This window comes from Bacteroides mucinivorans (assembly GCF_034654355.2).
GTDB classification, from domain to species: Bacteria; Bacteroidota; Bacteroidia; order Bacteroidales; family Bacteroidaceae; genus Bacteroides; species Bacteroides nordii.
Map to the genome: position 1 here is coordinate 2,996,399 of NZ_CP178179.1, position 22,647 is coordinate 3,019,045.

The following is a 22,647-nucleotide window of genomic DNA, read 5'->3' on the forward strand; positions in this document are numbered from 1 at the left end:
ACATTTTATTGCATTATAAAACACGAGAAGCTCCGCAGTAAAACCACGGAGCTTCCCATTTGAAACTGAAAGCTTTAGAAAGCTTTCAGAATATCATAAATATCAGTCATTAACGAGCTTTCTATAACGAACACGTTTCGGTTCTTCATTACCTAATCGCTTCTGTTTATTCTCTTCATACTCCGAATATGAGCCTTCAAAATAGAACACATTTGAATCTCCTTCAAAAGCAAGAATGTGAGTACAGATACGGTCGAGGAACCAACGGTCATGCGAAATAACAACGGCACATCCTGCAAAGTCTTCAAGACCTTCTTCAAGTGCACGAAGTGTATTCACATCAATATCATTGGTAGGTTCATCGAGAAGAAGCACATTGCCTTCTTCTTTCAATGCAATAGCAAGGTGCAGACGATTACGTTCACCACCTGAAAGCATTCCACAAAGCTTTTCCTGATCAGCACCAGAGAAGTTAAAACGTGAAAGATAAGCACGTGCATTGATATCACGCCCACCCATACGAATCAATTCCGTACCACCGGAAATAACCTGATAAACGGTCTTATTAGGATCAATATCTTTATGCTGCTGATCTACATAGGCTACCTTTACAGTCTCTCCTACTTCAAACTCACCTTTATCCACGGCATCAAGCCCCATTATCAGACGGAAAAGGGTTGTCTTACCTGCACCATTAGGACCGATAATACCTACAATACCATTAGGAGGAAGCATGAAATTAAGATCATCAAAGAGCAACTTATCACCATAAGCCTTAGCCACATGTTTAGCTTCGATCACCTTATTTCCCAAACGAGGACCATTGGGAATAAATATCTCAAGTTTCTCTTCTTTCTCTTTTACATCCTCGTTCAGTAGCTTATCATAAGAATTCAGACGAGCTTTACCTTTAGCCTGACGTGCTTTAGGAGCCATACGCACCCAATCCAGCTCACGCTCAAGTGTTTTGCGACGTTTGCTCGCTGTCTTTTCTTCCATCTCCATACGTTTGGTTTTCTGTTCAAGCCAACTGGAATAGTTACCTTTCCAGGGGATACCTTCACCACGATCCAGTTCAAGAATCCATCCGGCTACATGATCAAGGAAGTAACGGTCATGTGTTACGGCGATTACCGTACCTTCATATTGTTGCAAGTGTTGTTCAAGCCAATCGATAGACTCAGCATCAAGGTGGTTGGTAGGCTCATCAAGAAGAAGGATATCCGGCTTCTGTAGCAACAGGCGACAAAGTGCTACACGACGGCGTTCACCACCTGACAGATTTTCCACTAATTGATCTTCCGGGGGACAACGAAGAGCATCCATAGCACGTTCCAACTTACTATCCAGATTCCAGGCATCAGTAGCATCAATAATATCCTGTAATTCTCCCTGACGGGCAAAGAGCAGATCCATTTTATCCTGGTCTTCATAATACTCGGGCAAACCAAACTTCTGGTTGATCTCTTCGTATTCGTTCAGCGCATCAACAATGGGTTGTACCCCTTCCATCACGATTTCTTTCACCGTTTTCGTATTATCCAAATAGGGTTCCTGAGCCAGATAGCCAACCGAATACCCCGGTGAAAAGACTACCTCACCCTGATAGGATTTTTCCAGTCCGGCAATAATCTTCAGCAAAGTCGATTTACCCGATCCGTTGAGACCAATGATACCAATCTTTGCTCCATAGAAGAAGGATAGGTAAATATTTTTTAAAACCTGTTTATTATTCTGGAAGGATTTACTCACTCCCACCATTGAGAAAATAATCTTTTTATCGTCTACTGTTGCCATATTATATAATAATGTGTAAAATGTAATTTGGTACAAAGATAAGAAAAAATATTAGATTTTCTTTGGCAGTTAAAAAAATCCCTCTATCTTTGCACCCGCTTAACAGCAATAAGGATTGATTCGCTAGCTCAGCAGGTAGAGCACAACACTTTTAATGTTGGGGTCCTGGGTTCGAGCCCCAGGCGGATCACATAGGAGAAATGAAAATACTCCGACAATCTAAGACAAAGCTCTTTAAACCAATGGTTTAAGGGGCTTTTTTCTTACCTGCCTACGACAGAAAAAGAACCTCAAAAAGCCACCCTGTGAAGATGAATCGTTACTAATTCGTTACGGTTTTCCGTTACGATAAAAACCGTAACGAATTTATAGCTAAGTCGCTCATTTGTCGAATATTGGCAGTCGAAAGTCATAGCCGTTACGGAATGAACAAATTAACTTTGCAACAAGAAAGGAGTTACGGTATGAAATCGACATTCAAGACACTCTTCTATTTAAAGAAGAACGAACCGAAGAAAAACGGTCATGTAGTAATAATGGTACGTATCACGGTGGACGGTGATCAGGTGCAATTCAGCAGCAAGTTGGATATACACCCCGATAACTGGGACACGAAAACGGGAAGAGCCGTCATCAACAAACAGAGTGCGGACAAGAAAGAAAACCTCAGGGTATCCTCACTTAACAAGACACTGGACGAGATACGTTCGGCCATCACCATGCACTACACACGCATGATGAACGTGGACGGTTACGCACTGCCGGAAAAAATCAGAAACGCATTCCTGGGATTGGAGGAAAAGGAGAAAACACTCATCAGTTACTTCACCCAGCACAATGAACAGTATGCAAAGAAGGTCGGCAAGACTGCCACGCAAAAGACCTATTCCCGCTACGAACTGACCAAGCAGCGGATGATAGAGTTCTTGCAAAAGGAATACAAGTTGTCGGACATTCCCGTGAAGGAAATCACCGTCACCCACATCGAGAACTTCTACCTTTATTTGCGTCAGGAATGTGAGGTAAGCAACAATACCGCCATGAAATTTGTACAACGTTTCCATACGATACTGTTGTTTGCCCAGAAAAGCGGATTGAGCTTCATTGATCCCTTCGGGAATTTCAGGTTCAATTTTGACAAGACCGACAGAGGGTATCTCACGCAGGAGGAAATTGACACGATCTATTATAAGGAGTTCAAATCAAAGCGGTTGGAACACGTGCGTGACGCTTTCATCTTTAGCTGTTATACCGGTTTGCCCTACTGTGACATCTATACGCTTTCAAGCGAGGACATAAAGATCGGGGTGGACGGCAAGAAGTGGATTATGAAAGACAGGGGTAAAACCGGCGTGGAATCATTCATTCCCCTACTGCAAATACCGTTGGATATTCTCGCCAAATACGAGGGCAAGTTGAAAGATGGAAGATTGCTTCCGGTAATCAGTAACCAGAAGATGAATGAATATTTGGCGGAGATAGCCGCAATTTGCCAAATCAACAAACGGATCACCTACCATCTCGCCCGGCATTCGTTCGCCACAGAAATCTGCCTTACCAAAGGCGTTCCCATTGAGAGCGTATCCAAGATGCTCGGACACACCAACATTCAGACCACACAGATTTATGCCCGTGTGGTGGACAGAAAGTTGAGCCATGACATGAATATGCTGGATCGAAAACTAAAAAATATGCAAAAAGGTACGGCGCAAAACGCTGTATGAATAAACAAATCATTATATTGTCACACCATTTAAAAAACAACGCCTTATGAAAAATAGAGGATACATCACCATCACCGGTTTGGAAAACAAGGATGAACAACCCATCGTCAGTGTAAAGATAGAGAACGGCAACGTATGGATGACCAAGCACGAACTTGCCCGTCTGTTCGGAGTGTTCGTTCAGACAATAGACGCCAATGTGCGCTCCATCTTCAAATCCCGCCTGCTTTACGACGGCGACGTGACCATAACCGAGAAACAGAACAAAAGCATTGTTACCTATTATAATCTGGAAGCGATCATATTTCTCAGCTTCCGCATCAACACCTATTGCACGAAGCTGTTTCGTGAGTGGGTACTCAACTCCCTGTGCGAGTACAAACGCCTGCAAGAGAAAAAGCCCGAAGTCCTTGTTGTTTTCCATCCCGACAGCAACCGGACTACCATTTCTTATAACTAACGTGCATAGAAACCTGTAAATAGCGAGCCTTACCCGAAAATCCAACGGGCAAGGCCTCTTTTTCTCCCGAAATTTCTATCTTTACGCCAAATAACAATGTCATGATAGAAAACCTCACCATATCCGTATCCTTCAGCGAGGTGGAGGAAGCCCATATCAGCAACTATTTTCGCCTTTCCGAAATGTCCGGCGAGTTTCTGATTATCCAGAGGTCTGACAATACCTTCTACTTCCTTTGCACCAATAACTGTGACATCGTGAGCATCTGCCAATCTTTTGATTGGTATATTGTATCAAAAGACACTTTCAATGACCACCTGATAATCGGCATTGGTTTATCGGATAAAGAAAGTATCAACGGAGAACTCTATCGGGTACAGGATGAAACCACGCTCACCCTTTGGCGTGATATACTCCACTTTACTTTCGAGAGCGATTTCGTGCGCCAGTTCTTCCCATACAATACCCATTTCAAAGGCAAGATGCGTATCGACGGAGCCTTGTGTTTCTATATCCACGATTATTACCCGACCAGATGCAAGGACATATCGGTATCTGACAGAAAGACGAGCAATCTGGTATTTAGATTTAAAGAAGGACGACAAGCAGCTCTTGTCGCCAAGATCTTCTCGCTTTGTATCGCCCGGATGCCGTTCTTTAAGGAGAAAGCCGCCAACGCCGTGCTGATCCCCATACCGGCGGCAACCCGTGAACGGAACATCACCCGCTTCGCCCGTTTTTGCAGCCTTCTCTCACGTCGACTTAAAGTCGTGGACGGATTTCGTGCCACATGGATAAAAGAAGACCGTGAGCAGATGAAAGGAACTCACGGACAAGACAAGTTATCCAACTTGATCTTTCATCCCGATTATTTTAAGGGCCGGGACGTATTTTTAATAGACGACATTATCTCTTCCGGCGAGAATTTCACGCAAATGAAATGCAAACTGATACAACTCGGTGCAAAATCCGTTACCGGTTTGTTTTTAGGTAAAACAATAAAGTCTGAAAATCAAAAGTAATATGGCAATCAAGAAATCCCAGATCGAAAAATGGATAGTCGCCCAAAAGAAACACCGGCTATCGGATACCCATGTACAAATGGCCCGTGAACTTGGACTCAATCCCGATAAACTCGGCAAGATAGACAACCACCGGCAAGAACCGTGGAAAGCCCCCTTACCGGAATTTATAGAAGAGATCTTCTATAAACGTTTCAAAAAGGAACGTCCTGATGTAGTCAAGCCCCTAAAGCAAATCCTTAAAGAACAGGAAATAAAGACTAAAACAAAAAAGAAGGAAAAAGAAATACGGCGTAAAGAGCGTGAACAGGAACAGATTAATAACGGAACAGATGAAGTTCTTACATTTCAATCCCCAACCTCAATAACGGAATAAAAGCCACATTATTATCAGTAGAAAAAACGTTCCCATTCTTCCGGAACCGGAACAATCTTTCATCCATACAAAACCGCAGAAAAGTGTTGTACAAACAAGCGCGATGAATCACACATTGGACAGTACAACACCTTTCTTTTTTCCGGTTTTGAAATAGGAAGGCTTTTATTATATCGCTCTGTTTTTTTACTCTCTGATCTCCTCAAAGGCAGTATCTATCACATCATAGTGATCACCGTCATTAACACTCAATGCAGCCACAAGGCTGTTCAATGTCCGAACTGCGTCCAAACGCTTTTCCACATCACTTTCATCCGGATTGCTCAAGACATCTATCGCACAGGTCAAATGCCCTTTCATCTCTTGCAATGTAGATAGACTCTGAATGGGAAACAGATAGAAAAGCCCATCTTCTGAAGACCGGACTACTCCTTTCAGGAGAGTCGATTGTAAATCCATAACAATAACGTTATTATATTAAATTGACGTAACGCTGCCAGTCACAAGTCCAAAGCATCGCCAAACGCTCAATACAGAGTGAACCGACAGGTTACGTCAAAGTATATAACCTACCTGGTTCATTTACCTCTGTATTTTTGAAATTGGCGATTTCTGGACTACGGTAAACGAACAGATTACACGATGCTATTTGCATCGCTAACACAAAGGTAGAATTTTTTTCGTATTAATCATCGCTTTATGTATAAGGGATTTATAACACAACGATTTTAAGCAAAGTTTAAGGCTAACTTCCTTCGGGGTATTTCTCTCACTGTTTTCAGTAGCCATCACTCCACATTTAAAGCAAAGGAACGAATTAAACTAACTTATTCAAGTGCAAAGGTACTTCGGGTTCTTAACGGAAAAACAAGGTCAAGCCGTTCCGGTTTTGAAAAAAATCTTCCCTGCGCCATAATGGCACGAGGTATTTTTACCCAAAACCTTGTTTTTCCTAAACCCGACCTTTTGACGCACATGAAATAAGTCAGCTCAACTCGTCAATGCATAAAAAAAATGTCGTGATTATGAAAACAGCAAGAGAAATACATAAAGGAAATAAGAACAGACTCAATCTGCCTCTGCATAAATTGTTTGGCTGGTTAGTTCGGCTCCTTCTTTCAGGCTGCTGTTGGAGTCTGTACGGTGGCAGTCTTTTAGCGTGGTTTATCGGTTTATGGCTCGCAAAAGAACTGATAACGGACGTGATCCGCTCCGCATGGGGGTGTCTGGTTTCCATTCTCTCCTTTGCAGTCGTAGTCGGGATTATCATTTGGTTATTAATTCTTTAACACATACAGTTATGACAATGGATATTACAAAATCAGTAGCGTTCACCGGACACCGTTCAGAGCGTATCCTCCAAGTCGGTATGCTGCATCTTTATCTGGATATAGTTTCGCAAGTAAGAAGGTTGTATAGTCTGGGCTATCGCTACTTTCTAAGCGGAATGGCGGAAGGCTTCGATTTGCTTGCAGCCCAAGCGGTAACTGCCCTTAAAGCGGAATACACGGACATTCGACTCATTGCCGTTGTGCCGTTCAGCCGGCAGTCAAACAGATACCGGCCGGAGAACAAGTCCTTATACGACCGGATAATGAAAACTGCCGATGAAACGGTCATTCTCCGAGAAGATTACCGCAAAGGCTGCTTCCACCACAGGAACGACTACCTGATTGACAACTCCGAGATTGTTTTAGCCTATTGGGACAAGCAGCCCTATGGCGGTACTTATTATACCGTAGGAAAAGCACGGATAATGAACAGAATCATTATAAATCTTTATAAATAAAGCCTTATGAAACGATACAGCAGGACTGTCGCACAGCAGTGCAGATATTACGAGGTAAGCAACATTTTCGAGTACATGGTGGAAACCTACCTGAACGGCAACATCACCACCTTTGGAGAGCTTTACCAGGAATTGTGCAAAGAAGCGAGAAAAGATTTTATCGATTTCCTTCTCAGTGAGGTGGAGCCGATATACTGGAGAGAGATTTTGAAAATGACTGTCTAATGAATAAATCAGAAAAATATGAACGTAACGTTTGAAACCACAATTTGTGCATGGGATGAAAAAATCCCTGCACTCCTTATCCGACTGGTAAACACCCTTCTCTTTTGCCGGACAGAAGAGGAACTCCGCCAATCCATTGACAAACTTCGGGAAACGACCGAACTGGACGAGTTTTTCACCTACGGCTACGGCTCACACCATTTCTGGTGCAACCAGCGCATTTCCAAAGGAAGCATGCAGTTCATCCAAAGCCGGTTATTCATTGCAACATTTTAACCCTCTAATACATAAATGATATGAAACCAATATCCCAAATGACACGAGAAGAGAAATTGCAGGAGATTGTAGAGTACAACCCTTGCAGGGTAGAGCGTAGTGCAGTCCTCCGTTACTTGTTGGCAGTACGCCGTAATGACACGGAACAAATCGCTTATTTCGAGAGTTTTGGCAAGAGTGTACGACATATCATACTCAATGTACGCACGTATGAAAGAGGGATGATTTTCGGTTATGTCGGCAAGCAGTTCAACGAACACGGTTGGATAAATGGCATGTTGCCGATAATAGAGGAAATCAAGTTAGACACCTTCAACACGATCCATATCGGGCAATCCGTTGACGGGACGTATGCGGTAGCCATCGACTGGTGTACCGGCACAGCCGGAGGCGGTAGCCACCCGTCCGTTTGGGATGAACCTGTCAGAGATTATAAGGAAGCTATCCGACAAGGAATCCGCCTGTTGGAGCAACAATACAATAAAGCGGAACGTTGGTCTGTTTCCGACAGAAGCAATTACAACCCAAAGGTTATCCGCAGTCTGAAAGGAAAACTGTTGGAAATCAAGCGGAAATACACACAGCCCCGACAGTTAAGTCTGTTTTAATATTCACGAACTATAAAATCATAAGTTATGGCAACAAAAATGAACGAGAACGGAGTTTCAACCTGCAAGACGGGTGAGAAATATGAAAAATTCCAAATGACCGTAGGACGGAAAAGGCGCACGTTCTATCACTATGATTATAGGGATACGGCAGACAACGAACTTTTCTCCTGTGTGAAGCCCACATTGGAAGAGTGCAGGCGACGGTGCAACGAGTGGCTTAAAAAAAAGAGGATAAGAAATAATACAGGAACAAGCCCCCTTTACCGGAATGGAAGCCGGTAAGGGGGGATCTCATTAGGTTTTCATTCAGTTTCTCCACTCAGCGTTGTCGCTGCTTTTTTTTCGGGGTATATCCGGCATAAATCATTCGGTATCCTCCTTTTCATCTTCCGCTTCATTATTAAAGGCAAAAGACTTTTGCACAACCTGACCGAAGGAATCAAGAATGTAAATGTCTATTTTCTGCTGGTCTGTGCCAAATGACCTGTAATAGAGCCTGAATGTTTCTTCCGGTAACGGATACAGGTCGTTCGGCAACAAAACCGTACCGTTCTCCATGCGAAGCTCCCCTTTGCCTGTCGGTTGGAAGTACCTGATGAAGTATTTGGTGTCCTGATACTCGCCGCTTCTTACAAGTTGACAACGGATTTCCGCTTCCTCGCCCTTTACGATTGTCGTCTGCACCGGCAAGGTCGCCAGATCAAACTCATACATCTGCTGAACGTCCAATTTGTCAGAACAGGCGGTCATATATAACAAGGCTACCAGCATACAACCTGCTATAATCATGCTTTCAATCATCTTTTTCATTCTATTATTGTTTTATCAATTCAAAATAATTTTCAATCCCACCCCGAACTGGAAATGAAAGTGTCCGCTGTCATTTCCCCAGAGGCAACGCTCACGGGCATGGAACAGCAATACCACCTGATTGGCAAGGTAGGTTTCTATCTCCAGCGATACCGCACCGCCATAGACAAACGCATCCCCGACACACAGGCGTGAACCATCGAACAGCATGCCTGTGCCCCAATTCACGGTTTCATATCCCGCCAACACCGAACCGCCGGCATAGCAGAGAAACACCTTGTTGGCATCCGAAAGGAAATTATAATAATAGCCGCCTTCCGCAGTGAATTGGGAAACCGGGACACGTATGTCCTTGTATGGATAATACTTCTGGAGATACTCGCCACCGAATACCCACTTATGGCAGCCGTTCACATATCTGTCCATTCCCATCCCGAAATGGTAACCCAGCTCGTTACGTTTGTCCGCAGTGTGAAAGCCGTCCGTCATGCCGGCGGTAATACGCAGCCCTTTTGTACTGGGCAGGCAACGTTGGGCATGTGCCTTGTCCGTCAGGACAAAGCACAAAAGTATACATATAATAACAGAGACCCTTTTCATACTATTTCACCTTCAGCTCGTTAATGACTCTGGCACGGATCAGCTCGGCGTTGGTCAGAATAAACCGCTGATGCCTTCCCCCGTTCTGTTCGTTCATCTCGACAACCAGCTGCTTGTCATCCGGAAGGGTGAATTTGGGCAGGGTAAATACCGTCCGTTCCTTGCTCTTTCCGTCAACCGCCGTCACATAGTTGAAGGCACGAAGCGGCACGATAACCTGTTCCTGAATGGCGGTACGTTTTGCAACCTTTTTATCCACCACCTTAAAAGTGACAAAGTCAACGGAGAATGGCACGTTGGAAGCGTTTTTCAGTTCCGTATGGAAATAAAGCAGACCGTTGTGCGTATAAATCCCCTTCAGGATGTACTGGATACCGAAGCGCTTGCAGCCGATATGCTTCACCAGACGTTTGTTGTTGTCATAGACGGACTTCATGATCAGCCGTACCAGCAGCGGGGACTCGCTGCCGAGTTCCGTAAGGTAGATTTCCTGCGAGTTGTTCGGCCGGTTCACCGCCTCGCCATCATGGATGAAGTCTTTCATCTCGATATTCAGCTTGGCCGGCTCGTCCGCATACTTCACGTTGAATGTATAATAGCTGCCGTCATCCGTGATCACCGCCAGATTCGTTTCACGGGAGAAGTCCCTCAACGCCGCTTTCACCCGAAGCACGTTCTCCGAACCGTCCGCTTTGCCGGCAAGAATGTCAGCCGATCCCAGATCCACATACTTGATAGCAGCCGGGAAGATAAGGTGTACAGTTTTATTAAATGTCACCTCCAAGGCGTATGGAGGAACCATCCGGTCGAATGTCACCGGACGTGTCAGCCCGTCAAACAAATCACCGGTGGACGGGCTGCGCCTTGCGTCCTCCTTATCCGGCAGCGGCGTGGTTCCCGTTTCTCCGGAATCCGCCGTTTCTTCCGTGTCATTTCCCGTCTTTTCCACTTTCACGGTCTTTTGTGCATACGCACCGGTCATACCAATGGCAAAAGCCATCATTAAAATTACTTTTTTCATGCTTGTTGTTTTTTCTTGATTAATAAATTGATTTTAACCGTTTATTGTCTTGACACGAGCAATAGCTCGTAATCCGCCTTCAAAGTCGCCTTGGCACTCCTGAACTTTGTGGAAAGGTATTGCGATGCCCCCTGTATCACCCCTTTGCCCAAGTCCGCAGCCAGCTGTGCACCGGCATTGGCGGAGATATTGATGCTGCTTCCCATTGCCGAACCCATGTTGGCCGCCATCTCCTTGACGGCGGTAAGCTCCTGCGATCCCCTGACCTCAATGCCCTTCATGCCCCTCGTGTCATAAGCATCCAGTTCCACCGGCAGGATTGTTCCCTGAAAGGCGACCGAGGAAACGGTGATTTCCATACGTTCACCGCTGATTTTCGCCGTGCCGGTCAGTATCGTGTTGGCGGGTATGTACAACTCTCCGGCCTGCACCGGCTCCAGCAGGCGGAGTCCCACCTCCTGACCGTCGCTGCCCGAAACCGTTACCGTCCTGTACACGCAGGCACGGATACCGTTCCTTTCCGTACGGCTCCGGACTGTCCCCACCGTGTGGAAACCCATGTTTCTGGGCTTGCCGTACTGTCTGGCGAACCCTTCATCGGACAGGGGTGCGGTCAGCAGGCTGACCACCCGTTCCGTTACCTGCGTAACCGGGCAGACCGGCATTTTACCCGTAGAGGAGGACACGGCGACCTGTTTGGTTTCGCCACCGCTGCCCGGCATGTACCTTGCCGCCATCTCGTAGGACTTCTCCATCAGCCGCAGTTGTTCCTCACCGTTTTCTCTGGCCTTGCGCTCTTCCTCCGCCTGACGCTCCAGCTCCTGAATACGCCATTCCAGTTCCAGCGTTTTCTGGTCATCTTCCGCAGGCCGTGTTTCATAAAAACTGCCCAACTGCCGGTTGATGTCCTGATAGGCATTGGCGGAGGAACGGATAGACGGACTGCCGTTGTCCGTGTCCTTTTCCGTCAGGAATACCTCGTCCGCCACCGGCTCTTCCTGTTCCAGCGATACCGCCAGATCCTGGAGCGTGTTCATTTTCTCCTTTTGTTTCTTTTCAAAGGCACTTTGTTCGTAGGCGGTCTTTTTATCCGACAGCAGCCCCTTGTCCTCCGGCATCGGGACATCCACGTTGAATCCCTCCCTTAATGGCTCGTCGCTGTCAGAAGGAGCGAATATCAGCCACATCGCTCCCAGAAACACGAGAAAGAACAACGGATACACGAGCATCTTCTTTCGTTTGAGCATCTCTTCCGGAGTCAGAGGTTTGGCCTCTTTCTTCCCCTGTTTCGGCGTTTGCCCTTTCTCTTCCGCTTTTTCAGGCGTTGCAGCGTTCGCCGGTTGCCGTTCCTGATTTTTTAGGTTCTCCATAATCCACCTGATTTTTAATATTTATACTATCCTTGTTTATCCCCCTGTACAGTTCCATCCGCCTGATATGCTCCATTTGCAACTGCTCCCCCTCATGCCTGCCGATGCGGTATATCGAAGATACCGTCATGTATATCGACAGACAGCCGAAGCCGGTGAGCATGGCCACCACGCAGACGAGCCGTACATCGGGCGACATCCGTCCGCACAGATAGCGGAGTCCGTCGTCTATCCTGTCAGGCACGTACCTGATCCATTTTTTCAATCGGTTCATTTCCTGTCTTTTTTTTAAGTTATCGTTCAACGGTTCTCAAATCCCGGTTCTCCACGATATTGAACTGCTCCATCGTGAAGCCGTGCGGGTTATTGTCCGACCTGACCGAGTTCAACAGCCGGCAACGGGTTACAAGGCTCCGTTCCGTGATGTTACTCGACCTGACGAGCGACTGCCGTGCGTAAGTTGTCACCACATACGGGTAGCTGTTGAAGTCGCACGCCACGCTGTCCACCCGGATGCTCTGGTTGATATTGGCCGAGATTATACGGTTGTAATACCCCTTTTCCTCCCAGTCCTTGTAGTAGCGGAACGCACTCTCGTCGCACAGGAACAACGCCCGGCGGATATTCGACTCGATAGCCGCCTTATCGGGCGACAAAGTGAAAAACAGCTCGTGGAAACGCCGGATATGTTCTTTCGCCTCCACCGGCCTGTTCTGCGAAAGGTCTTGGGAAAGAGCAAGTATCAGGGACTTCCCATTGTCCAGCACATAGATTTTCTCCCTCTGCCGTTCGGCGAACCGGTAGGAGCTCCAGAGAGCATAGCCGGTAACCAGAGCACAGAGCGAAACGAACACGATCCCCATCGTGCGAATTTGCCGGAAGCTCGTTTCTATATTCTTTAAACTTTTAAATTCCATACATCTCTAATATTTACGTTGGTTCATCTTCCTCTTAACTTGCCGGCTATATGCCCGATGGAAGCACCGGTGATGGCGGCAGCAGCACGTCCGCCCTTTAGCGACCACGAGTTCACCTGTTTGCCATAATTACCGGCTCCCGATGCCTGAATCACCCACATTGATACTGTCGGGATAGTGAAATACCCGACAATGGCTATCAGCATGAAGATGATGTAAGCAGAATTGTTCACGTCGGGCACATAGGCGGGATCGCTTAGTGCGGCGATGTCCTTCTCGATCATCAGCACCTGAATCCTTGCCAGCACGGAGCTGAACAGGTCGGATATGGGCAGCCACAGATAGATGCTGATATACTGGCAAATCCATTGGATCATTGTATTGTGGAAGCCGTCGTACACCGATATGGCGAATGACAAAGGTCCCAGAATGCTCAATACGATCAGGAAGAAGGTTCTCAGCGTGTCCAGTACCAGCGAAACCGACTGGAACAGCAGTTCCAGAAAGCTGCGGAAGAAATTGCTCACGCTCTGCCTGGCCTGGTATTTAAGGCGTTCCGCCGCCATGCCCGCCATGGCCTTCAAATCCGAAGGCGACCATCCCAGATCCTCGATCTGGCGTTCATATTCCTCGTTATCGACCAGATACGCCGTTTCCGGATTTCTCGTCATCGCCTCGTATTCCAGTTTCTGCCGCTTCTCGGAATACTCCCGTATGTTCAGTGTCTGGCCTTCCATGATACTGTGGCAGCCGGTGACCACCGGACTCATGATACCGTTGATAGTCCCCAGAACGAATGTGGGGAAAAACATGATGCACACCCCCAGACAAAAAGGTCTGAAGAGCGGATAAATGTCAATCGGCTCGGCTCTCGAAAGAGCCTGCCACACCCGTGAGGCCACATAGAACAGCGCACCCAGCGCAGCCACTCCGGTAGCCACACCCGTGATGTCCGAACAGAGCGGCATCATCTCGTCATAAAGGTTACGCAACACTTCGTGAAGGTTGCCGAAAGTTTCCTCGCCTGTCATGTCACCAGTATTTTTGATTGTCCGTTCCGTACAAGTCCAGCACCCTTTGGGTATCATTCTTCTTTTTCGCACGCAGGTAAGAGATACCGATGTTCCGGTTCGTGTAATACCTGACCAGATTGCGTTGGTTCCTCACGTCACGGTACACACGGTCTATCACGTCCATGCGCTCCTTGTCCGTCATGGAAAGGCCGGTGGAGGTCACAACGATCTTCATCTCGTTCAGCATACCACTGCTTTCTTCCAGCATCTTCGCATATCCGGAGGCGATTGCCGAAAGCTCGTCCGGCGTATAGTTCCCGTCCGTCAGCATTTTCTGGAAAGAATTTACATAGATGTCCGATATTTCACCGACCAAGAGAACGGTCTGCTGCACCTTACGGGCATCTTTCACCAGATTGTTGACCGCTTTCAAAGCGTCGTAATAACGCTTCCCCTGTTCGTAGATCTTGACTGTTTCCTGAAAATTCTTCACCATATTTTCTGCCGTCGTCGTGGTCTGCACCACGTTACGGGTCGTATTCACGATGCTTTGTGCAAGGTTCGAGGGATCGAACGTTACCCATTGCGCCTTTACCGCCATAGTCGGACAAAGCAGCCCGGCCAGACAGACAGCCATTATTCGTTTCATGTCTTTTAAAATTTTAACGTTAAATAAATCGGATAGTTTTCTTTCCATTTACAGGAGAACCGGAGTTCTCCTTTTTCTTATGAATCATCCGCACGTACATATATCCCTTCGGTAGCCAGCACCAGACGGTCTTCCTCCCGGTCATAAGCGAGCTGCACCCTTCCCAGAAGATCCGCCCAGATGATGCCGCCGCTTTGGTGGATCGTGCCGACCACCACCGCATCAAGGTGGTAGGTCAGGGCAATCTTGTATGTACCACCATCACGGAATACGGTGACGGGCGGCGACTTGCGGCTGCTTTTCCACTCCCCGCATATCCAGTAGAGCGGAAACAAGGTTTCATACTCCATAAGCACTTACGGTATTTCATTGTTTTGATTCCGTTTCTTTTCCGCAAGCCTTCGGATAGCCAGTTCGATATTGCCGCCCAGCTGTTTCGCCAGTTGTTCCACTTCCACTTTCTCGCTCTCTTCGGTCGTGTAGCACAGATATTCTTCGGGCGATACCTCTGTGGCGTACACCGTTGACTGTACGCCCCCCAATCCGAACCAGACCTCCTTGTATTTGCGCCTCGGATCATTAGACATGTTCACCGACAGGATCTGCGCCTTTTCCTTGTCCGTCAGCCCCAGCAGGGACTGTATCCGCGAGAACTTGTTAAGATACTTCCTCTGGTCAAGCAAAATCTTGCAATCGCTATTGTTTACAATAGACTCCTTCACGATAGGAGAGGAAATGATGTCATCGACTTCCTGCGTCACAACAACCGCCTCTCCGTAAAATTTGCGGACAGTCTTGAACAGGTAGCGGATATAGTCCGCCATCCCTTCTTTGGCAATGGCCTTCCACGCTTCCTCTATGATGATCATCTTGCGTACCCCTTTCAGACGACGCATCTTGTTGATAAACAGCTCCATAATAATAATAGTCGTCACCGGAAAAAGAATGGGATGATCTTTGATCTGATCAATTTCGAAGACGATAAACCGCTTACCGAGCAAGTCAAGCTGCTTGTCGGAGTTAAGCAGGAAATCATATTCTCCACCACGGTAATAAGGCTCCAGCACGTTCAGGAACCCCGCAAGGTCGAAATCCTTTTCCCGGACTTCTTTCTCTTCCAGTATCCTCCGGTAGTCCGTTTTCACGAACTCGTAGAAGGTGTTGAACGAGGGAACGATGCTTTCATCCTCCTTGATGCGTCTGATATACAGGGACACCGCATTGGACAGAGCCACTTCTTCCGAACGTGTCGCCGGTTCATTGTCCTTTTTCCAGAGTGTGAGGATCAGTGTCTTGATACTCTCACGCTTCTCAATATCGAAAACTTTATCATCCGTGAAAAAAGGGTTGAACGCTATCGGGTTTTCGTCCGTATAAGTGAAATAGATACCGTCCTTTCCACCGCTCTTCTGGTGTATCAGCGAGCAAAGCCCCTGGTAACTGTTTCCCGTGTCGATCAATACCACGTGCGTGCCCTGTTCATAATATTGCCTCGCCAAATGATTCATAAAGAATGACTTGCCGCTTCCCGAACCGCCCAATACGAATTTGTTGCGGTTGGTGGTTACGCCACGCTTCATCGGCAGGTCGGAAATGTCCACATGCAGCGGTTTCCCGCTGATACGGTCTGACATCTTCAGTCCGAAAGGTGAAACGGAGCTGCGGTAGTTCGTTTCTTCCACCCAGAAGCAGAGAGCCTGTTCGATGAACGTGTAGAAGCTCTCCTCTGCCGGAAAGTCAGCGCCGTTCCCCGGCATCGCCGCCCAGTACAGCGTGGCGGCGTCCACCGTATTATGGCGTGGCTTGCATTCCATCATGGCGATCTGGCTGCCCACGTCATTACGCATATTCTTCACCTCCATAGGATTGTCCGTCCATGCGATGATGTTGCAATGGGCACGCACCGAGGTAAGCCCGAACGAATGTGCGTCATTCAGGTACAGATCGATCCACTCTTTATTAATTTGGTTACTCCGTGAGTACTTCGAAAGCGACTGCATGTTACGTGCGTTCTTCTCAAAACGTTGCAGATTCTCGCCGCTGTCATCCAGAAAAATATACTGGTTGTACAGGTGATTGCACGAGAGCAGCAGGCCTACCGGACTGGCGAATGACAGCTTGCAGTCGCTTTTGTCCGTTGACAGTCTTTCATACCGGCAGTCCGTACCCACCTTGCCAGGCAACGCATCCAGTTCCGAGAGCGTATGTACCGAAACGTGCTTGTCACCGACACGCAGGCCGTCATCTCCGAGTTCGATGTCTTCCAGTGCAGTGGTATTTTCCATTGACAGACAGAAATATTTCTCCACCAGTCCGGCCTTATTCTCCGTGCCGGTAATCTCATCACCGACGAGCCGTCTTAGGTGTACCAGCCCTGTATCGTTCACGATACGGGCGAATTGCCCCACCGTATCCAGAAAATGGGCGGTGGTATCCTTGTCCACCTCCTTGGGGATGATGAATCCCCTGCACAGCGAAGAGAAGCTGCTCTGCATCCTCATGCGCTCTTTCGTCGTTTTGGTCAGGTACAGATAGCATTTATGGTTCAAGAAAGGACGCTCGTTGAAGTGCATCTCGTAGCTTCGGGAAAGGAAACTTAGATTCTCCTTGTCCGTCTGGCTGCGGTAATCCTCCCGGATAAACCAATCCTGCTTATGTACCACCGTATAATTGGGCAATACCTTGATTGCCTTTGCCCATGCCGCATGGACAGCCTCGTATTCAGCTGCCGTCACCGTGAAGAGTTCGGGCAGATCCACCTCAAAGACGGCGGTGATGTCCGCATCTTTGGAGATGATACAGTCCGCTTCGACGGCGAGAAGCGGAAACTTGCTTTCCAATGTGGCAGCCTTTAGTGTGTTACGCATACGTTCTTCTTTTTAATCGTGAATAGTTTCCGGGGACTGATCCGGTTGATCAGGTAGCGGGGATGCTGTTTCCTGGCCAGCAGCTTCATCAGTCCGTGTTCCCCGAACTTGCCGTTCAGATGGAAAGTCAGCCGGACCAATACGGATGCGGATATTACGCCGAAAGCAATGCAGAACCACTGGTTCATGCCGGCCATATAAAGAATGACAAACAGCACGAACAGAGCCAGCAGCCCACCGACGAAAATAAAAAGATATTGAGCCTTGAGTCCCTTGAACTCCGCACTCTCGCCGATTCCCTTGTTCAGTTCATAATTCATATACATTATTATATATAGGTGAATCCGGTTCTTAGAGAAAGAATGAACGAAGAATAGTGGCAGCCACGATTAAAAAGATACACGCACCAAACCAGCTCGCCGCCGTTTTCGAGGTATCCGGATCGCCGGAGCTGAACTTGTTGTACACCTTAATCCCGCCGACCAGACCTACCACAGCTCCGATCGCGTAGCACAATTTCGTTCCCGGATCGAAGTAGCTTGTGACCATTTTCGTCGCTTCCGTGATACCGGCCGATCCATTTCCTTGCGCATAGAGCGAGCCTGTGGCGATTAGCATAACCGCCACGAACACAAGTTGTTTCGTATTCATAAAATAATTGAATTTGAATGTGGGCACGACAGATGGAAAAGTCCGCCGTCTCCCGTTGTTAATTAAATTTGTTTGGGTTTCTTCTCGTGAAAAATGAATAGACAAGCTATCCGTAATCTCTTTCCTTCATGTACGTTTTACTTCGTTAAACAATATCACTTATGGAGAAAGTGTCCGGTATGGTTTCTGTCGCCACTTCGCTGTCCGGGCTATTCCGCCTGCGGTATGCCGCAAGATGCAGCTCTATCAGCGAGTCGATACGTTCCTCACGCTCCGCATCGCCGAAGGTCAGCTTGTCGAACATCGGCGTGTTGCGCAGTTCAGCCAGTGTCTTTCCGGCCTGAAGCCTTTCCTCTTCACTGGCCGCTTCACCGTTGACCGCCACACGCACCGCCAGTCCCATGTCCTCGAAGCGGATGCCCGTGGCTTGCGGCGTGCATCCCGGCAGGCATCTGTCCTGCTCGTCATCGTCTATCCGAAGATTGTTATCCGCCGGTTCTCCCCGGAACTCCAACGGGACATCCATATCTTCCATCAGTTCAAGATCTTCTGGCAGCGGACTCCCTTCGGCAAACAGCTTGTCCAGTTCCTCGGCAGAAACTATTTTCGGGAACTTTTCCTTCTCCGGTACAAAAATACCTGCTTCGCTTACAGATTTTTCGTTTTCAATTTTTTCGGGCGTTTGTGGCGTGGAGTGGCTAAGGGAAAATGTACTTTTGCCTAAAATCTCGCTCACGTCCACCGTAATCCGGGTAAGGATCTGCCCGGCTTTTTCCGCTCTCTTCCTCCGACTGTTCCGCTCGTGGAAGAGGTAGGCGGCTATCCATAACAGATAGCTACCGATAAGTAAGAATAAGATTGCTGACATGGTTTCCGGGGGTTAAAACAGTTCGGTACTTCGTTTTCTGTATTCCTTCGTGATCTCGTCCTGATAGGCGGCAAAGTGCTGTTCCAGCACATTGTCCACATAGCTGAAAATGGACATCTCGTTGTTCCCGATTGTCTGGACGATCCTCTGAATCCGTTCATGAAACTCCTTACGAAGATAGATTGTCTTGCCAAGCCGTGCGCAGACTGGTGACTCGTGGATGAACAGACGGACATATCCGCTCTCTTCACCGGACTGTCCCTTGTTCCCGGCTGCTTGCGCCTGCCCGTTCGCCGGCCGGCCTTCCTTGAACGAGGCGACTATGGAGTTCTCGTCAATGTCCGTCAGGTTTATTTTTTTCCGTTCGTTTCCCATAGCCTACTTCCTGATAATGGACAACAGCTCTTCCGTAATCTCTTTCAGGTTGCTGCCTTTGACCAGCGCACCGTCTGCGGGGAACAGCGTGGAACGGAACAATGCCTTATGCTCCCCTGTCAGCTCACGACGGAACCGTTTGCTGTCCGGCAGGAAGGTATTCAGCACTTTCAGTCCCAGCTCGCCGATCACCTGTTCATACACCTTGTACAGTTCTGATTTCTCCCGGCCGTCCACCATGTTCCACAGCAGGTACAGGCCTTTGATATTCGTCTTGCCCGTAGCGATCAGCGTGTCATTCAGCCGGCTCGCAAAGCGGAGTGTGCTTTCCATCACCACCCTGTCGGCGGCAATGGGGGAAAAGACATAGTCCATGTTCGCCAGCGTGTTCAACACGCCTGTACTGTTTACCGTGCCCGGCAGGTCGAAGAACACGATGTCTGTTTCCGGCATCTTTTCCAGCAGCTCGTCCGCTTTCGTGACAGCGTCCTCAGCCGTACTCTCCGCTACCGGATAGGCTTTCTTCCTTATCCGTTGCAGTTGTCTGTACGCCATCAGCTTGTAATGCTCGTCCTCCATGACCGTTTTCAGGTCACGTTTTCTCATCTCGGCAATGCTGTGTTGCGGGTAGTCGCAATCCACCACCGCCACATTCATCCCTTTCACATAGTGCAGGTAACTTGCCACCAGCACGGTCAGCGTTGTTTTTCCCGCTCCGCCTTTTTGCGTGGAAAAGGCGATAAAGAGTGTTTCTTTTTCCATGATGCAGTTTGTTTACAAATGATACTTTTGAATCAACGCCGCAAATAAAGAAGGAAAAAGAAGGGAAATTCATGGTTTGGGAACGGCGGGGTTCAAGTGGCCGGCTCCTGACGTGGAATGGCTGACTGAACAGCCAACCGACCGAAATATTGTCCGTCTGATTGGCCGACCGACGGTCTGACCATACATGACACAATCCGGCGGACTGCATAGCCTGTCGGACAAACAGGAAGATAGTCGGTTGCCTAATCATCCCGCCGGACAGACAGCCTTTTATCCGCTTGGTTGGCTGGTCAGCCAGCCGACCGCACCAACGTTGCAACGGCTGACCGTCTGGTTGGTTATCTGACCGGTTGGTCATTCAGTCCGTCATTACGCATCCCATTCAGGCACATCCTCAACCGCTGATTCAGCCATCATCGGCCGCCCGTTTTTCCTCCTGTTCCACCCGTGTGTACAAGTGGCTGCCATTTGGCATAATGTGGCTAATGTTAGTGATATACAACTGATTATATCACTTCCTAACTTTGCACCATCCAACCGGGAATGGGCAGTTTGCCTTCCGTCGGTCACCAATCCCCGCTTTCCCCGAAAGCGCTCTTTCCTCTCCAAAGAGGAAAGATTTATGTTCGCCAGAACATAGCAAGCTGTGTTTTTTGCAGCACCACTCCGTTTTGCAGCAAAAAACGCTTGCCCTTGCAGGGGGGCTGCAATTTGCTCCGAAGTCGCAAATTGTGGGAGGGGGAGCTGACGGAGGCAATTCCACCCGGTGGAATTGTACCACATAAAAAACGTATATATGAACAACGAGAAAAAGCGTCCCCGCACAAGGGGAAAAGGGGGCAGGTTGCCCAAGCCGAACCCGGCCATCCGCCGTGAGACGGTCAATCTGGACGAAGCCGGCCATGCACGGTTTCTCACCATGTTTGAGCAGTCCGGCCTGTTGTCCAAATCCAAGTTCATCGCCGCACGGATCTTCAACGAAGAGTTCAGGGTGATCCGGACAGACCGTGCCACAATGGAGTATGTAGCCAAGCTCACGGAACTGTTCCGGCAGTTCCGTGCCATAGGAGTGAATTACAATCAGGCAGTCAAGGAATTGCACATCCATTTCACTGAAAAGAAAGCGTTGGCACTGCTCTACAGACTTGAAAAGCTCACCCTTGAACTCGTGGAGCTGAACCGCCGGATTGTCGAACTTTCCCAAAAACTCGCCTCACATGGTAGCCAGGATCAGCGTGGGTAAGAACTTGTACGGCGCACTGGCCTACAACCAGAACAAGGTCGATGAAGGCGGGGCGAAAGTCCTCTGGGCACATCTCCTTCGTTATCCCGAAGACGAGCGTTTCCGTCCGGATGAATCCGTGCGGCAGTTTCTCGAATGGATGCCGAACCATTACCGCACCGAGAAGCCGGTCATACACATCTCCCTCAATCCGCATCCCGACGACGTGCTGACCGACAGCCAGCTGGCGGAAATCGGCAGGGAATACATGCAGCGGCTCGGTTACGGCAACCAGCCGTATCTTGTCTTCAAGCACGAGGACATCGGCCGGCATCATATCCACATCGTTTCCCTGCGTGTCGACAGTGAGGGAAGGAAGGTTTCCGACAAGTTCGAATACCGCCGCAGCAAGGAGATTACCGAACTTCTGGAACAGAAATACGGTCTGCATCCGGCGGAAGGTCAGAAGAAAGGCGAAGAGTGGCAGCTGAAGCCGGTAGATGTTGCCAAAGGGGACATCAAACGGCAGATCGCCCGTACGGTCAAACCCCTGATCCAACTTTACCGTTTCCGCACAATGGGCGAACTCCGTGCCCTGCTTTCCCTGTATAATATAGGTGTGGAAGAAGTGAAGGGGGAAATTGGTGGACGCACCTACCACGGCATACTCTATACCGCTTTGGACGGCAACGGCGAAACGGCGGCCACTCCCATAAAGTCCTCCCGGCTGGGCAGAATGACCGGTGCACAGCAGCTGGATAAGAAGATGCAGGAATCCGCTGCAAAGATCAAGTCCGATCCGTGCCGTGAACGGCTTCGACCGTTAGTGGCCGAGGCTTTGCGCCAGTCCGTGGACGAACGGGATTTCCGTGACCGCCTGGCGAAAGAACAGATAGACTTGGTTCTCCGCCGCAACGAAACCGGCAGGATTTACGGCGTTACCTTTATAGACCACCGCAGCCGCACCGTACTTAACGGCTCACGTCTGGGCAAGGAATTCTCGGCGAACATGCTCAACGGACACTTTCAGGAACAGCCGCCAAATTCCCTGTCGCCACTTCTGCCGCCCGTTCCGTCCGCTGTGGCTTCCGGAAACGGGGAAAAAATTCCGGGAGGGTTGCTTTCCGATATGGAGCCGGAGCTGAACTATGTCCCCCGGCATCCCAGGCTCCTGAAGCCCGACAAGAAGAAATGCCGCCGGCGTTACGGTCGTCAGGACTGACCCGTATTACATAATTA

Annotated in this window: 31 protein-coding genes and 1 tRNA gene; 13 read left to right on the plus strand and 19 right to left on the minus strand. The window is 48.5% G+C overall.

What is annotated here, in order from left to right; translation table 11 throughout:
• Positions 1 to 102 precede the first annotated feature (102 nt).
• Positions 103 to 1,797: an energy-dependent translational throttle protein EttA gene (gene ettA, locus VCM39_RS11245; RefSeq protein ID WP_025866443.1), complete on the minus strand. Its 1,695-nt coding sequence runs from the start codon at positions 1,795 to 1,797 to the stop codon at positions 103 to 105.
• A gap of 117 nt (positions 1,798 to 1,914) precedes the next feature.
• Between ettA and VCM39_RS11250 the strand changes: the two genes are divergently transcribed.
• From VCM39_RS11250 to VCM39_RS11260, 3 genes are all read left to right on the plus strand, one after another.
• Positions 1,915 to 1,987: transfer RNA gene (locus VCM39_RS11250), tRNA-Lys, on the plus strand.
• A 274-nt stretch (positions 1,988 to 2,261) separates the two neighbouring features.
• Positions 2,262 to 3,521: a site-specific integrase gene (locus tag VCM39_RS11255; RefSeq protein ID WP_005800176.1), complete on the plus strand. Its 1,260-nt coding sequence runs from the start codon at positions 2,262 to 2,264 to the stop codon at positions 3,519 to 3,521.
• Between the two features lie 46 nt (positions 3,522 to 3,567).
• On the plus strand, positions 3,568 to 3,981 hold the full coding sequence (locus tag VCM39_RS11260) for a hypothetical protein (RefSeq protein WP_005800177.1): 414 nt from the start codon (positions 3,568 to 3,570) through the stop codon (positions 3,979 to 3,981).
• Positions 3,982 to 4,010: 29 nt separating this feature from the next.
• Here the strand turns inward: VCM39_RS11260 and VCM39_RS11265 are convergent, their stop codons facing one another.
• Positions 4,011 to 4,253, minus strand: coding sequence for a hypothetical protein (locus VCM39_RS11265; protein ID WP_007667361.1), 243 nt, complete (start codon positions 4,251 to 4,253; stop codon positions 4,011 to 4,013).
• Here VCM39_RS11265 and VCM39_RS11270 point away from each other — a divergent pair.
• Positions 4,239 to 5,003, plus strand: coding sequence for a hypothetical protein (locus VCM39_RS11270; protein ID WP_017141539.1), 765 nt, complete (start codon positions 4,239 to 4,241; stop codon positions 5,001 to 5,003). The two genes, VCM39_RS11265 and VCM39_RS11270, sit on opposite strands and share 15 nt — an antisense overlap.
• A 1-nt stretch (position 5,004) precedes the next feature.
• Positions 5,005 to 5,379 (plus strand): hypothetical protein, encoded by a 375-nt coding sequence (locus VCM39_RS11275; protein WP_005800179.1) that lies wholly within the window; start codon positions 5,005 to 5,007, stop codon positions 5,377 to 5,379.
• A gap of 186 nt (positions 5,380 to 5,565) precedes the next feature.
• Here VCM39_RS11275 and VCM39_RS11280 read toward each other — a convergent pair whose 3' ends face one another.
• Positions 5,566 to 5,838, minus strand: coding sequence for a hypothetical protein (locus VCM39_RS11280; protein WP_005800181.1), 273 nt, complete (start codon positions 5,836 to 5,838; stop codon positions 5,566 to 5,568).
• A gap of 566 nt (positions 5,839 to 6,404) precedes the next feature.
• Here VCM39_RS11280 and VCM39_RS11285 point away from each other — a divergent pair.
• Genes VCM39_RS11285 through VCM39_RS11310 form a run of 6 tightly spaced genes read left to right on the plus strand, consistent with a single transcriptional unit; the run spans position 6,405 to position 8,562 of the window.
• Complete coding sequence (locus VCM39_RS11285) at positions 6,405 to 6,668, plus strand: hypothetical protein (RefSeq protein ID WP_005800183.1); 264 nt, start codon at positions 6,405 to 6,407, stop codon at positions 6,666 to 6,668.
• 11 nt (positions 6,669 to 6,679) lie between these two features.
• On the plus strand, positions 6,680 to 7,168 hold the full coding sequence (locus VCM39_RS11290) for an SLOG family protein (protein WP_005800185.1): 489 nt from the start codon (positions 6,680 to 6,682) through the stop codon (positions 7,166 to 7,168).
• 6 nt (positions 7,169 to 7,174) lie between these two features.
• Positions 7,175 to 7,393 carry a hypothetical protein gene (locus tag VCM39_RS11295; RefSeq protein WP_005776813.1) on the plus strand — a complete coding sequence of 73 codons (219 nt, stop codon included), beginning with the start codon at positions 7,175 to 7,177 and terminating at the stop codon, positions 7,391 to 7,393.
• Positions 7,394 to 7,411: 18 nt separating this feature from the next.
• Positions 7,412 to 7,669, plus strand: coding sequence for a hypothetical protein (locus VCM39_RS11300; protein ID WP_005800187.1), 258 nt, complete (start codon positions 7,412 to 7,414; stop codon positions 7,667 to 7,669).
• 20 nt (positions 7,670 to 7,689) lie between these two features.
• Positions 7,690 to 8,277: a hypothetical protein gene (locus VCM39_RS11305; RefSeq protein ID WP_005800188.1), complete on the plus strand. Its 588-nt coding sequence runs from the start codon at positions 7,690 to 7,692 to the stop codon at positions 8,275 to 8,277.
• 27 nt (positions 8,278 to 8,304) lie between these two features.
• A complete protein-coding gene (locus VCM39_RS11310; RefSeq protein ID WP_050443744.1) occupies positions 8,305 to 8,562 on the plus strand; it encodes a DUF3873 domain-containing protein in 258 nt (85 codons plus the stop codon).
• An 81-nt stretch (positions 8,563 to 8,643) separates the two neighbouring features.
• Here VCM39_RS11310 and VCM39_RS11315 read toward each other — a convergent pair whose 3' ends face one another.
• The 16 genes from VCM39_RS11315 to VCM39_RS11390 form a co-directional block, all read right to left on the minus strand.
• The gene (locus VCM39_RS11315) at positions 8,644 to 9,090 is read right to left on the minus strand and encodes a DUF3872 domain-containing protein (RefSeq protein WP_005800192.1); all 447 of its coding nucleotides are present in this window, start codon (positions 9,088 to 9,090) and stop codon (positions 8,644 to 8,646) included.
• 15 nt (positions 9,091 to 9,105) lie between these two features.
• Positions 9,106 to 9,690, minus strand: a complete 585-nt coding sequence (locus tag VCM39_RS11320; RefSeq protein WP_005800194.1) for a conjugal transfer protein TraO — start codon at positions 9,688 to 9,690, stop codon at positions 9,106 to 9,108.
• A 1-nt stretch (position 9,691) separates the two neighbouring features.
• On the minus strand, positions 9,692 to 10,711 hold the full coding sequence (gene traN, locus VCM39_RS11325; RefSeq protein WP_005800195.1) for a conjugative transposon protein TraN: 1,020 nt from the start codon (positions 10,709 to 10,711) through the stop codon (positions 9,692 to 9,694).
• 41 nt (positions 10,712 to 10,752) lie between these two features.
• Complete coding sequence (gene traM, locus VCM39_RS11330) at positions 10,753 to 12,081, minus strand: conjugative transposon protein TraM (protein ID WP_005800196.1); 1,329 nt, start codon at positions 12,079 to 12,081, stop codon at positions 10,753 to 10,755.
• Entirely contained in the window at positions 12,029 to 12,355 is a 327-nt protein-coding gene (locus VCM39_RS11335) for a TraL conjugative transposon family protein (protein ID WP_005800198.1), read from the minus strand. The genes traM and VCM39_RS11335 overlap by 53 nt, the downstream gene beginning before the upstream one ends.
• A gap of 19 nt (positions 12,356 to 12,374) precedes the next feature.
• Positions 12,375 to 12,998, minus strand: coding sequence for a conjugative transposon protein TraK (gene traK / locus VCM39_RS11340; protein ID WP_005776802.1), 624 nt, complete (start codon positions 12,996 to 12,998; stop codon positions 12,375 to 12,377).
• 23 nt (positions 12,999 to 13,021) lie between these two features.
• Positions 13,022 to 14,029 (minus strand): conjugative transposon protein TraJ, encoded by a 1,008-nt coding sequence (traJ, locus tag VCM39_RS11345; RefSeq protein ID WP_065763076.1) that lies wholly within the window; start codon positions 14,027 to 14,029, stop codon positions 13,022 to 13,024.
• Between the two features lies 1 nt (position 14,030).
• Entirely contained in the window at positions 14,031 to 14,660 is a 630-nt protein-coding gene (locus VCM39_RS11350; protein ID WP_007485401.1) for a DUF4141 domain-containing protein, read from the minus strand.
• Between the two features lie 77 nt (positions 14,661 to 14,737).
• Positions 14,738 to 15,010 (minus strand): DUF3876 domain-containing protein, encoded by a 273-nt coding sequence (locus VCM39_RS11355; protein WP_005800204.1) that lies wholly within the window; start codon positions 15,008 to 15,010, stop codon positions 14,738 to 14,740.
• A gap of 6 nt (positions 15,011 to 15,016) precedes the next feature.
• Positions 15,017 to 17,527, minus strand: a complete 2,511-nt coding sequence (locus VCM39_RS11360; protein ID WP_196031164.1) for a TraG family conjugative transposon ATPase — start codon at positions 17,525 to 17,527, stop codon at positions 15,017 to 15,019.
• A complete protein-coding gene (locus tag VCM39_RS11365; protein WP_005800206.1) occupies positions 17,512 to 17,847 on the minus strand; it encodes a DUF4133 domain-containing protein in 336 nt (111 codons plus the stop codon). The genes VCM39_RS11360 and VCM39_RS11365 overlap by 16 nt, the downstream gene beginning before the upstream one ends.
• Positions 17,848 to 17,878: 31 nt before the next feature.
• Complete coding sequence (locus tag VCM39_RS11370; RefSeq protein WP_005800207.1) at positions 17,879 to 18,178, minus strand: DUF4134 domain-containing protein; 300 nt, start codon at positions 18,176 to 18,178, stop codon at positions 17,879 to 17,881.
• Between the two features lie 145 nt (positions 18,179 to 18,323).
• Positions 18,324 to 19,046: a conjugal transfer protein gene (locus VCM39_RS11375; protein ID WP_074783448.1), complete on the minus strand. Its 723-nt coding sequence runs from the start codon at positions 19,044 to 19,046 to the stop codon at positions 18,324 to 18,326.
• 12 nt (positions 19,047 to 19,058) lie between these two features.
• Positions 19,059 to 19,421: a DUF3408 domain-containing protein gene (locus tag VCM39_RS11380; RefSeq protein ID WP_074783447.1), complete on the minus strand. Its 363-nt coding sequence runs from the start codon at positions 19,419 to 19,421 to the stop codon at positions 19,059 to 19,061.
• 3 nt (positions 19,422 to 19,424) lie between these two features.
• Positions 19,425 to 20,183, minus strand: a complete 759-nt coding sequence (locus VCM39_RS11385; protein ID WP_074783446.1) for a ParA family protein — start codon at positions 20,181 to 20,183, stop codon at positions 19,425 to 19,427.
• A 372-nt stretch (positions 20,184 to 20,555) separates the two neighbouring features.
• Entirely contained in the window at positions 20,556 to 20,969 is a 414-nt protein-coding gene (locus VCM39_RS11390) for a hypothetical protein (protein ID WP_322932652.1), read from the minus strand.
• Positions 20,970 to 20,982: 13 nt separating this feature from the next.
• Between VCM39_RS11390 and mobA the strand changes: the two genes are divergently transcribed.
• Positions 20,983 to 21,429 (plus strand): conjugal transfer protein MobA, encoded by a 447-nt coding sequence (gene mobA, locus VCM39_RS11395; RefSeq protein ID WP_074783445.1) that lies wholly within the window; start codon positions 20,983 to 20,985, stop codon positions 21,427 to 21,429.
• Positions 21,404 to 22,630 (plus strand): conjugal transfer protein MobB, encoded by a 1,227-nt coding sequence (gene mobB, locus VCM39_RS11400; protein WP_322932651.1) that lies wholly within the window; start codon positions 21,404 to 21,406, stop codon positions 22,628 to 22,630. The genes mobA and mobB overlap by 26 nt, the downstream gene beginning before the upstream one ends.
• The last annotated feature ends 17 nt before the right edge of the window (positions 22,631 to 22,647 follow it).

Bases quoted from the DNA above. Each gene is read 5' to 3' on its own strand.
- ettA (WP_025866443.1), bottom strand. From the start codon at position 1,797: ATGGCAACAGTAGACGATAAAAAGATTATTTTCTCAATGGTGGGAGTG.
- VCM39_RS11255 (WP_005800176.1), top strand. From the start codon at position 2,262: ATGAAATCGACATTCAAGACACTCTTCTATTTAAAGAAGAACGAACCG.
- VCM39_RS11260 (WP_005800177.1), top strand. From the start codon at position 3,568: ATGAAAAATAGAGGATACATCACCATCACCGGTTTGGAAAACAAGGAT.
- VCM39_RS11275 (WP_005800179.1), top strand. From the start codon at position 5,005: ATGGCAATCAAGAAATCCCAGATCGAAAAATGGATAGTCGCCCAAAAG.
- VCM39_RS11280 (WP_005800181.1), bottom strand. From the start codon at position 5,838: ATGGATTTACAATCGACTCTCCTGAAAGGAGTAGTCCGGTCTTCAGAA.
- VCM39_RS11285 (WP_005800183.1), top strand. From the start codon at position 6,405: ATGAAAACAGCAAGAGAAATACATAAAGGAAATAAGAACAGACTCAAT.
- VCM39_RS11290 (WP_005800185.1), top strand. From the start codon at position 6,680: ATGACAATGGATATTACAAAATCAGTAGCGTTCACCGGACACCGTTCA.
- VCM39_RS11295 (WP_005776813.1), top strand. From the start codon at position 7,175: ATGAAACGATACAGCAGGACTGTCGCACAGCAGTGCAGATATTACGAG.
- VCM39_RS11300 (WP_005800187.1), top strand. From the start codon at position 7,412: ATGAACGTAACGTTTGAAACCACAATTTGTGCATGGGATGAAAAAATC.
- VCM39_RS11305 (WP_005800188.1), top strand. From the start codon at position 7,690: ATGAAACCAATATCCCAAATGACACGAGAAGAGAAATTGCAGGAGATT.
- VCM39_RS11310 (WP_050443744.1), top strand. From the start codon at position 8,305: ATGGCAACAAAAATGAACGAGAACGGAGTTTCAACCTGCAAGACGGGT.
- VCM39_RS11315 (WP_005800192.1), bottom strand. From the start codon at position 9,090: ATGAAAAAGATGATTGAAAGCATGATTATAGCAGGTTGTATGCTGGTA.
- VCM39_RS11320 (WP_005800194.1), bottom strand. From the start codon at position 9,690: ATGAAAAGGGTCTCTGTTATTATATGTATACTTTTGTGCTTTGTCCTG.
- traN (WP_005800195.1), bottom strand. From the start codon at position 10,711: ATGAAAAAAGTAATTTTAATGATGGCTTTTGCCATTGGTATGACCGGT.
- traM (WP_005800196.1), bottom strand. From the start codon at position 12,081: ATGGAGAACCTAAAAAATCAGGAACGGCAACCGGCGAACGCTGCAACG.
- VCM39_RS11335 (WP_005800198.1), bottom strand. From the start codon at position 12,355: ATGAACCGATTGAAAAAATGGATCAGGTACGTGCCTGACAGGATAGAC.
- traK (WP_005776802.1), bottom strand. From the start codon at position 12,998: ATGGAATTTAAAAGTTTAAAGAATATAGAAACGAGCTTCCGGCAAATT.
- traJ (WP_065763076.1), bottom strand. From the start codon at position 14,029: ATGACAGGCGAGGAAACTTTCGGCAACCTTCACGAAGTGTTGCGTAAC.
- VCM39_RS11350 (WP_007485401.1), bottom strand. From the start codon at position 14,660: ATGAAACGAATAATGGCTGTCTGTCTGGCCGGGCTGCTTTGTCCGACT.
- VCM39_RS11355 (WP_005800204.1), bottom strand. From the start codon at position 15,010: ATGGAGTATGAAACCTTGTTTCCGCTCTACTGGATATGCGGGGAGTGG.
- VCM39_RS11360 (WP_196031164.1), bottom strand. From the start codon at position 17,527: ATGCGTAACACACTAAAGGCTGCCACATTGGAAAGCAAGTTTCCGCTT.
- VCM39_RS11365 (WP_005800206.1), bottom strand. From the start codon at position 17,847: ATGAATTATGAACTGAACAAGGGAATCGGCGAGAGTGCGGAGTTCAAG.
- VCM39_RS11370 (WP_005800207.1), bottom strand. From the start codon at position 18,178: ATGAATACGAAACAACTTGTGTTCGTGGCGGTTATGCTAATCGCCACA.
- VCM39_RS11375 (WP_074783448.1), bottom strand. From the start codon at position 19,046: ATGTCAGCAATCTTATTCTTACTTATCGGTAGCTATCTGTTATGGATA.
- VCM39_RS11380 (WP_074783447.1), bottom strand. From the start codon at position 19,421: ATGGGAAACGAACGGAAAAAAATAAACCTGACGGACATTGACGAGAAC.
- VCM39_RS11385 (WP_074783446.1), bottom strand. From the start codon at position 20,183: ATGGAAAAAGAAACACTCTTTATCGCCTTTTCCACGCAAAAAGGCGGA.
- VCM39_RS11390 (WP_322932652.1), bottom strand. From the start codon at position 20,969: ATGTGGTACAATTCCACCGGGTGGAATTGCCTCCGTCAGCTCCCCCTC.
- mobA (WP_074783445.1), top strand. From the start codon at position 20,983: ATGAACAACGAGAAAAAGCGTCCCCGCACAAGGGGAAAAGGGGGCAGG.
- mobB (WP_322932651.1), top strand. From the start codon at position 21,404: ATGGTAGCCAGGATCAGCGTGGGTAAGAACTTGTACGGCGCACTGGCC.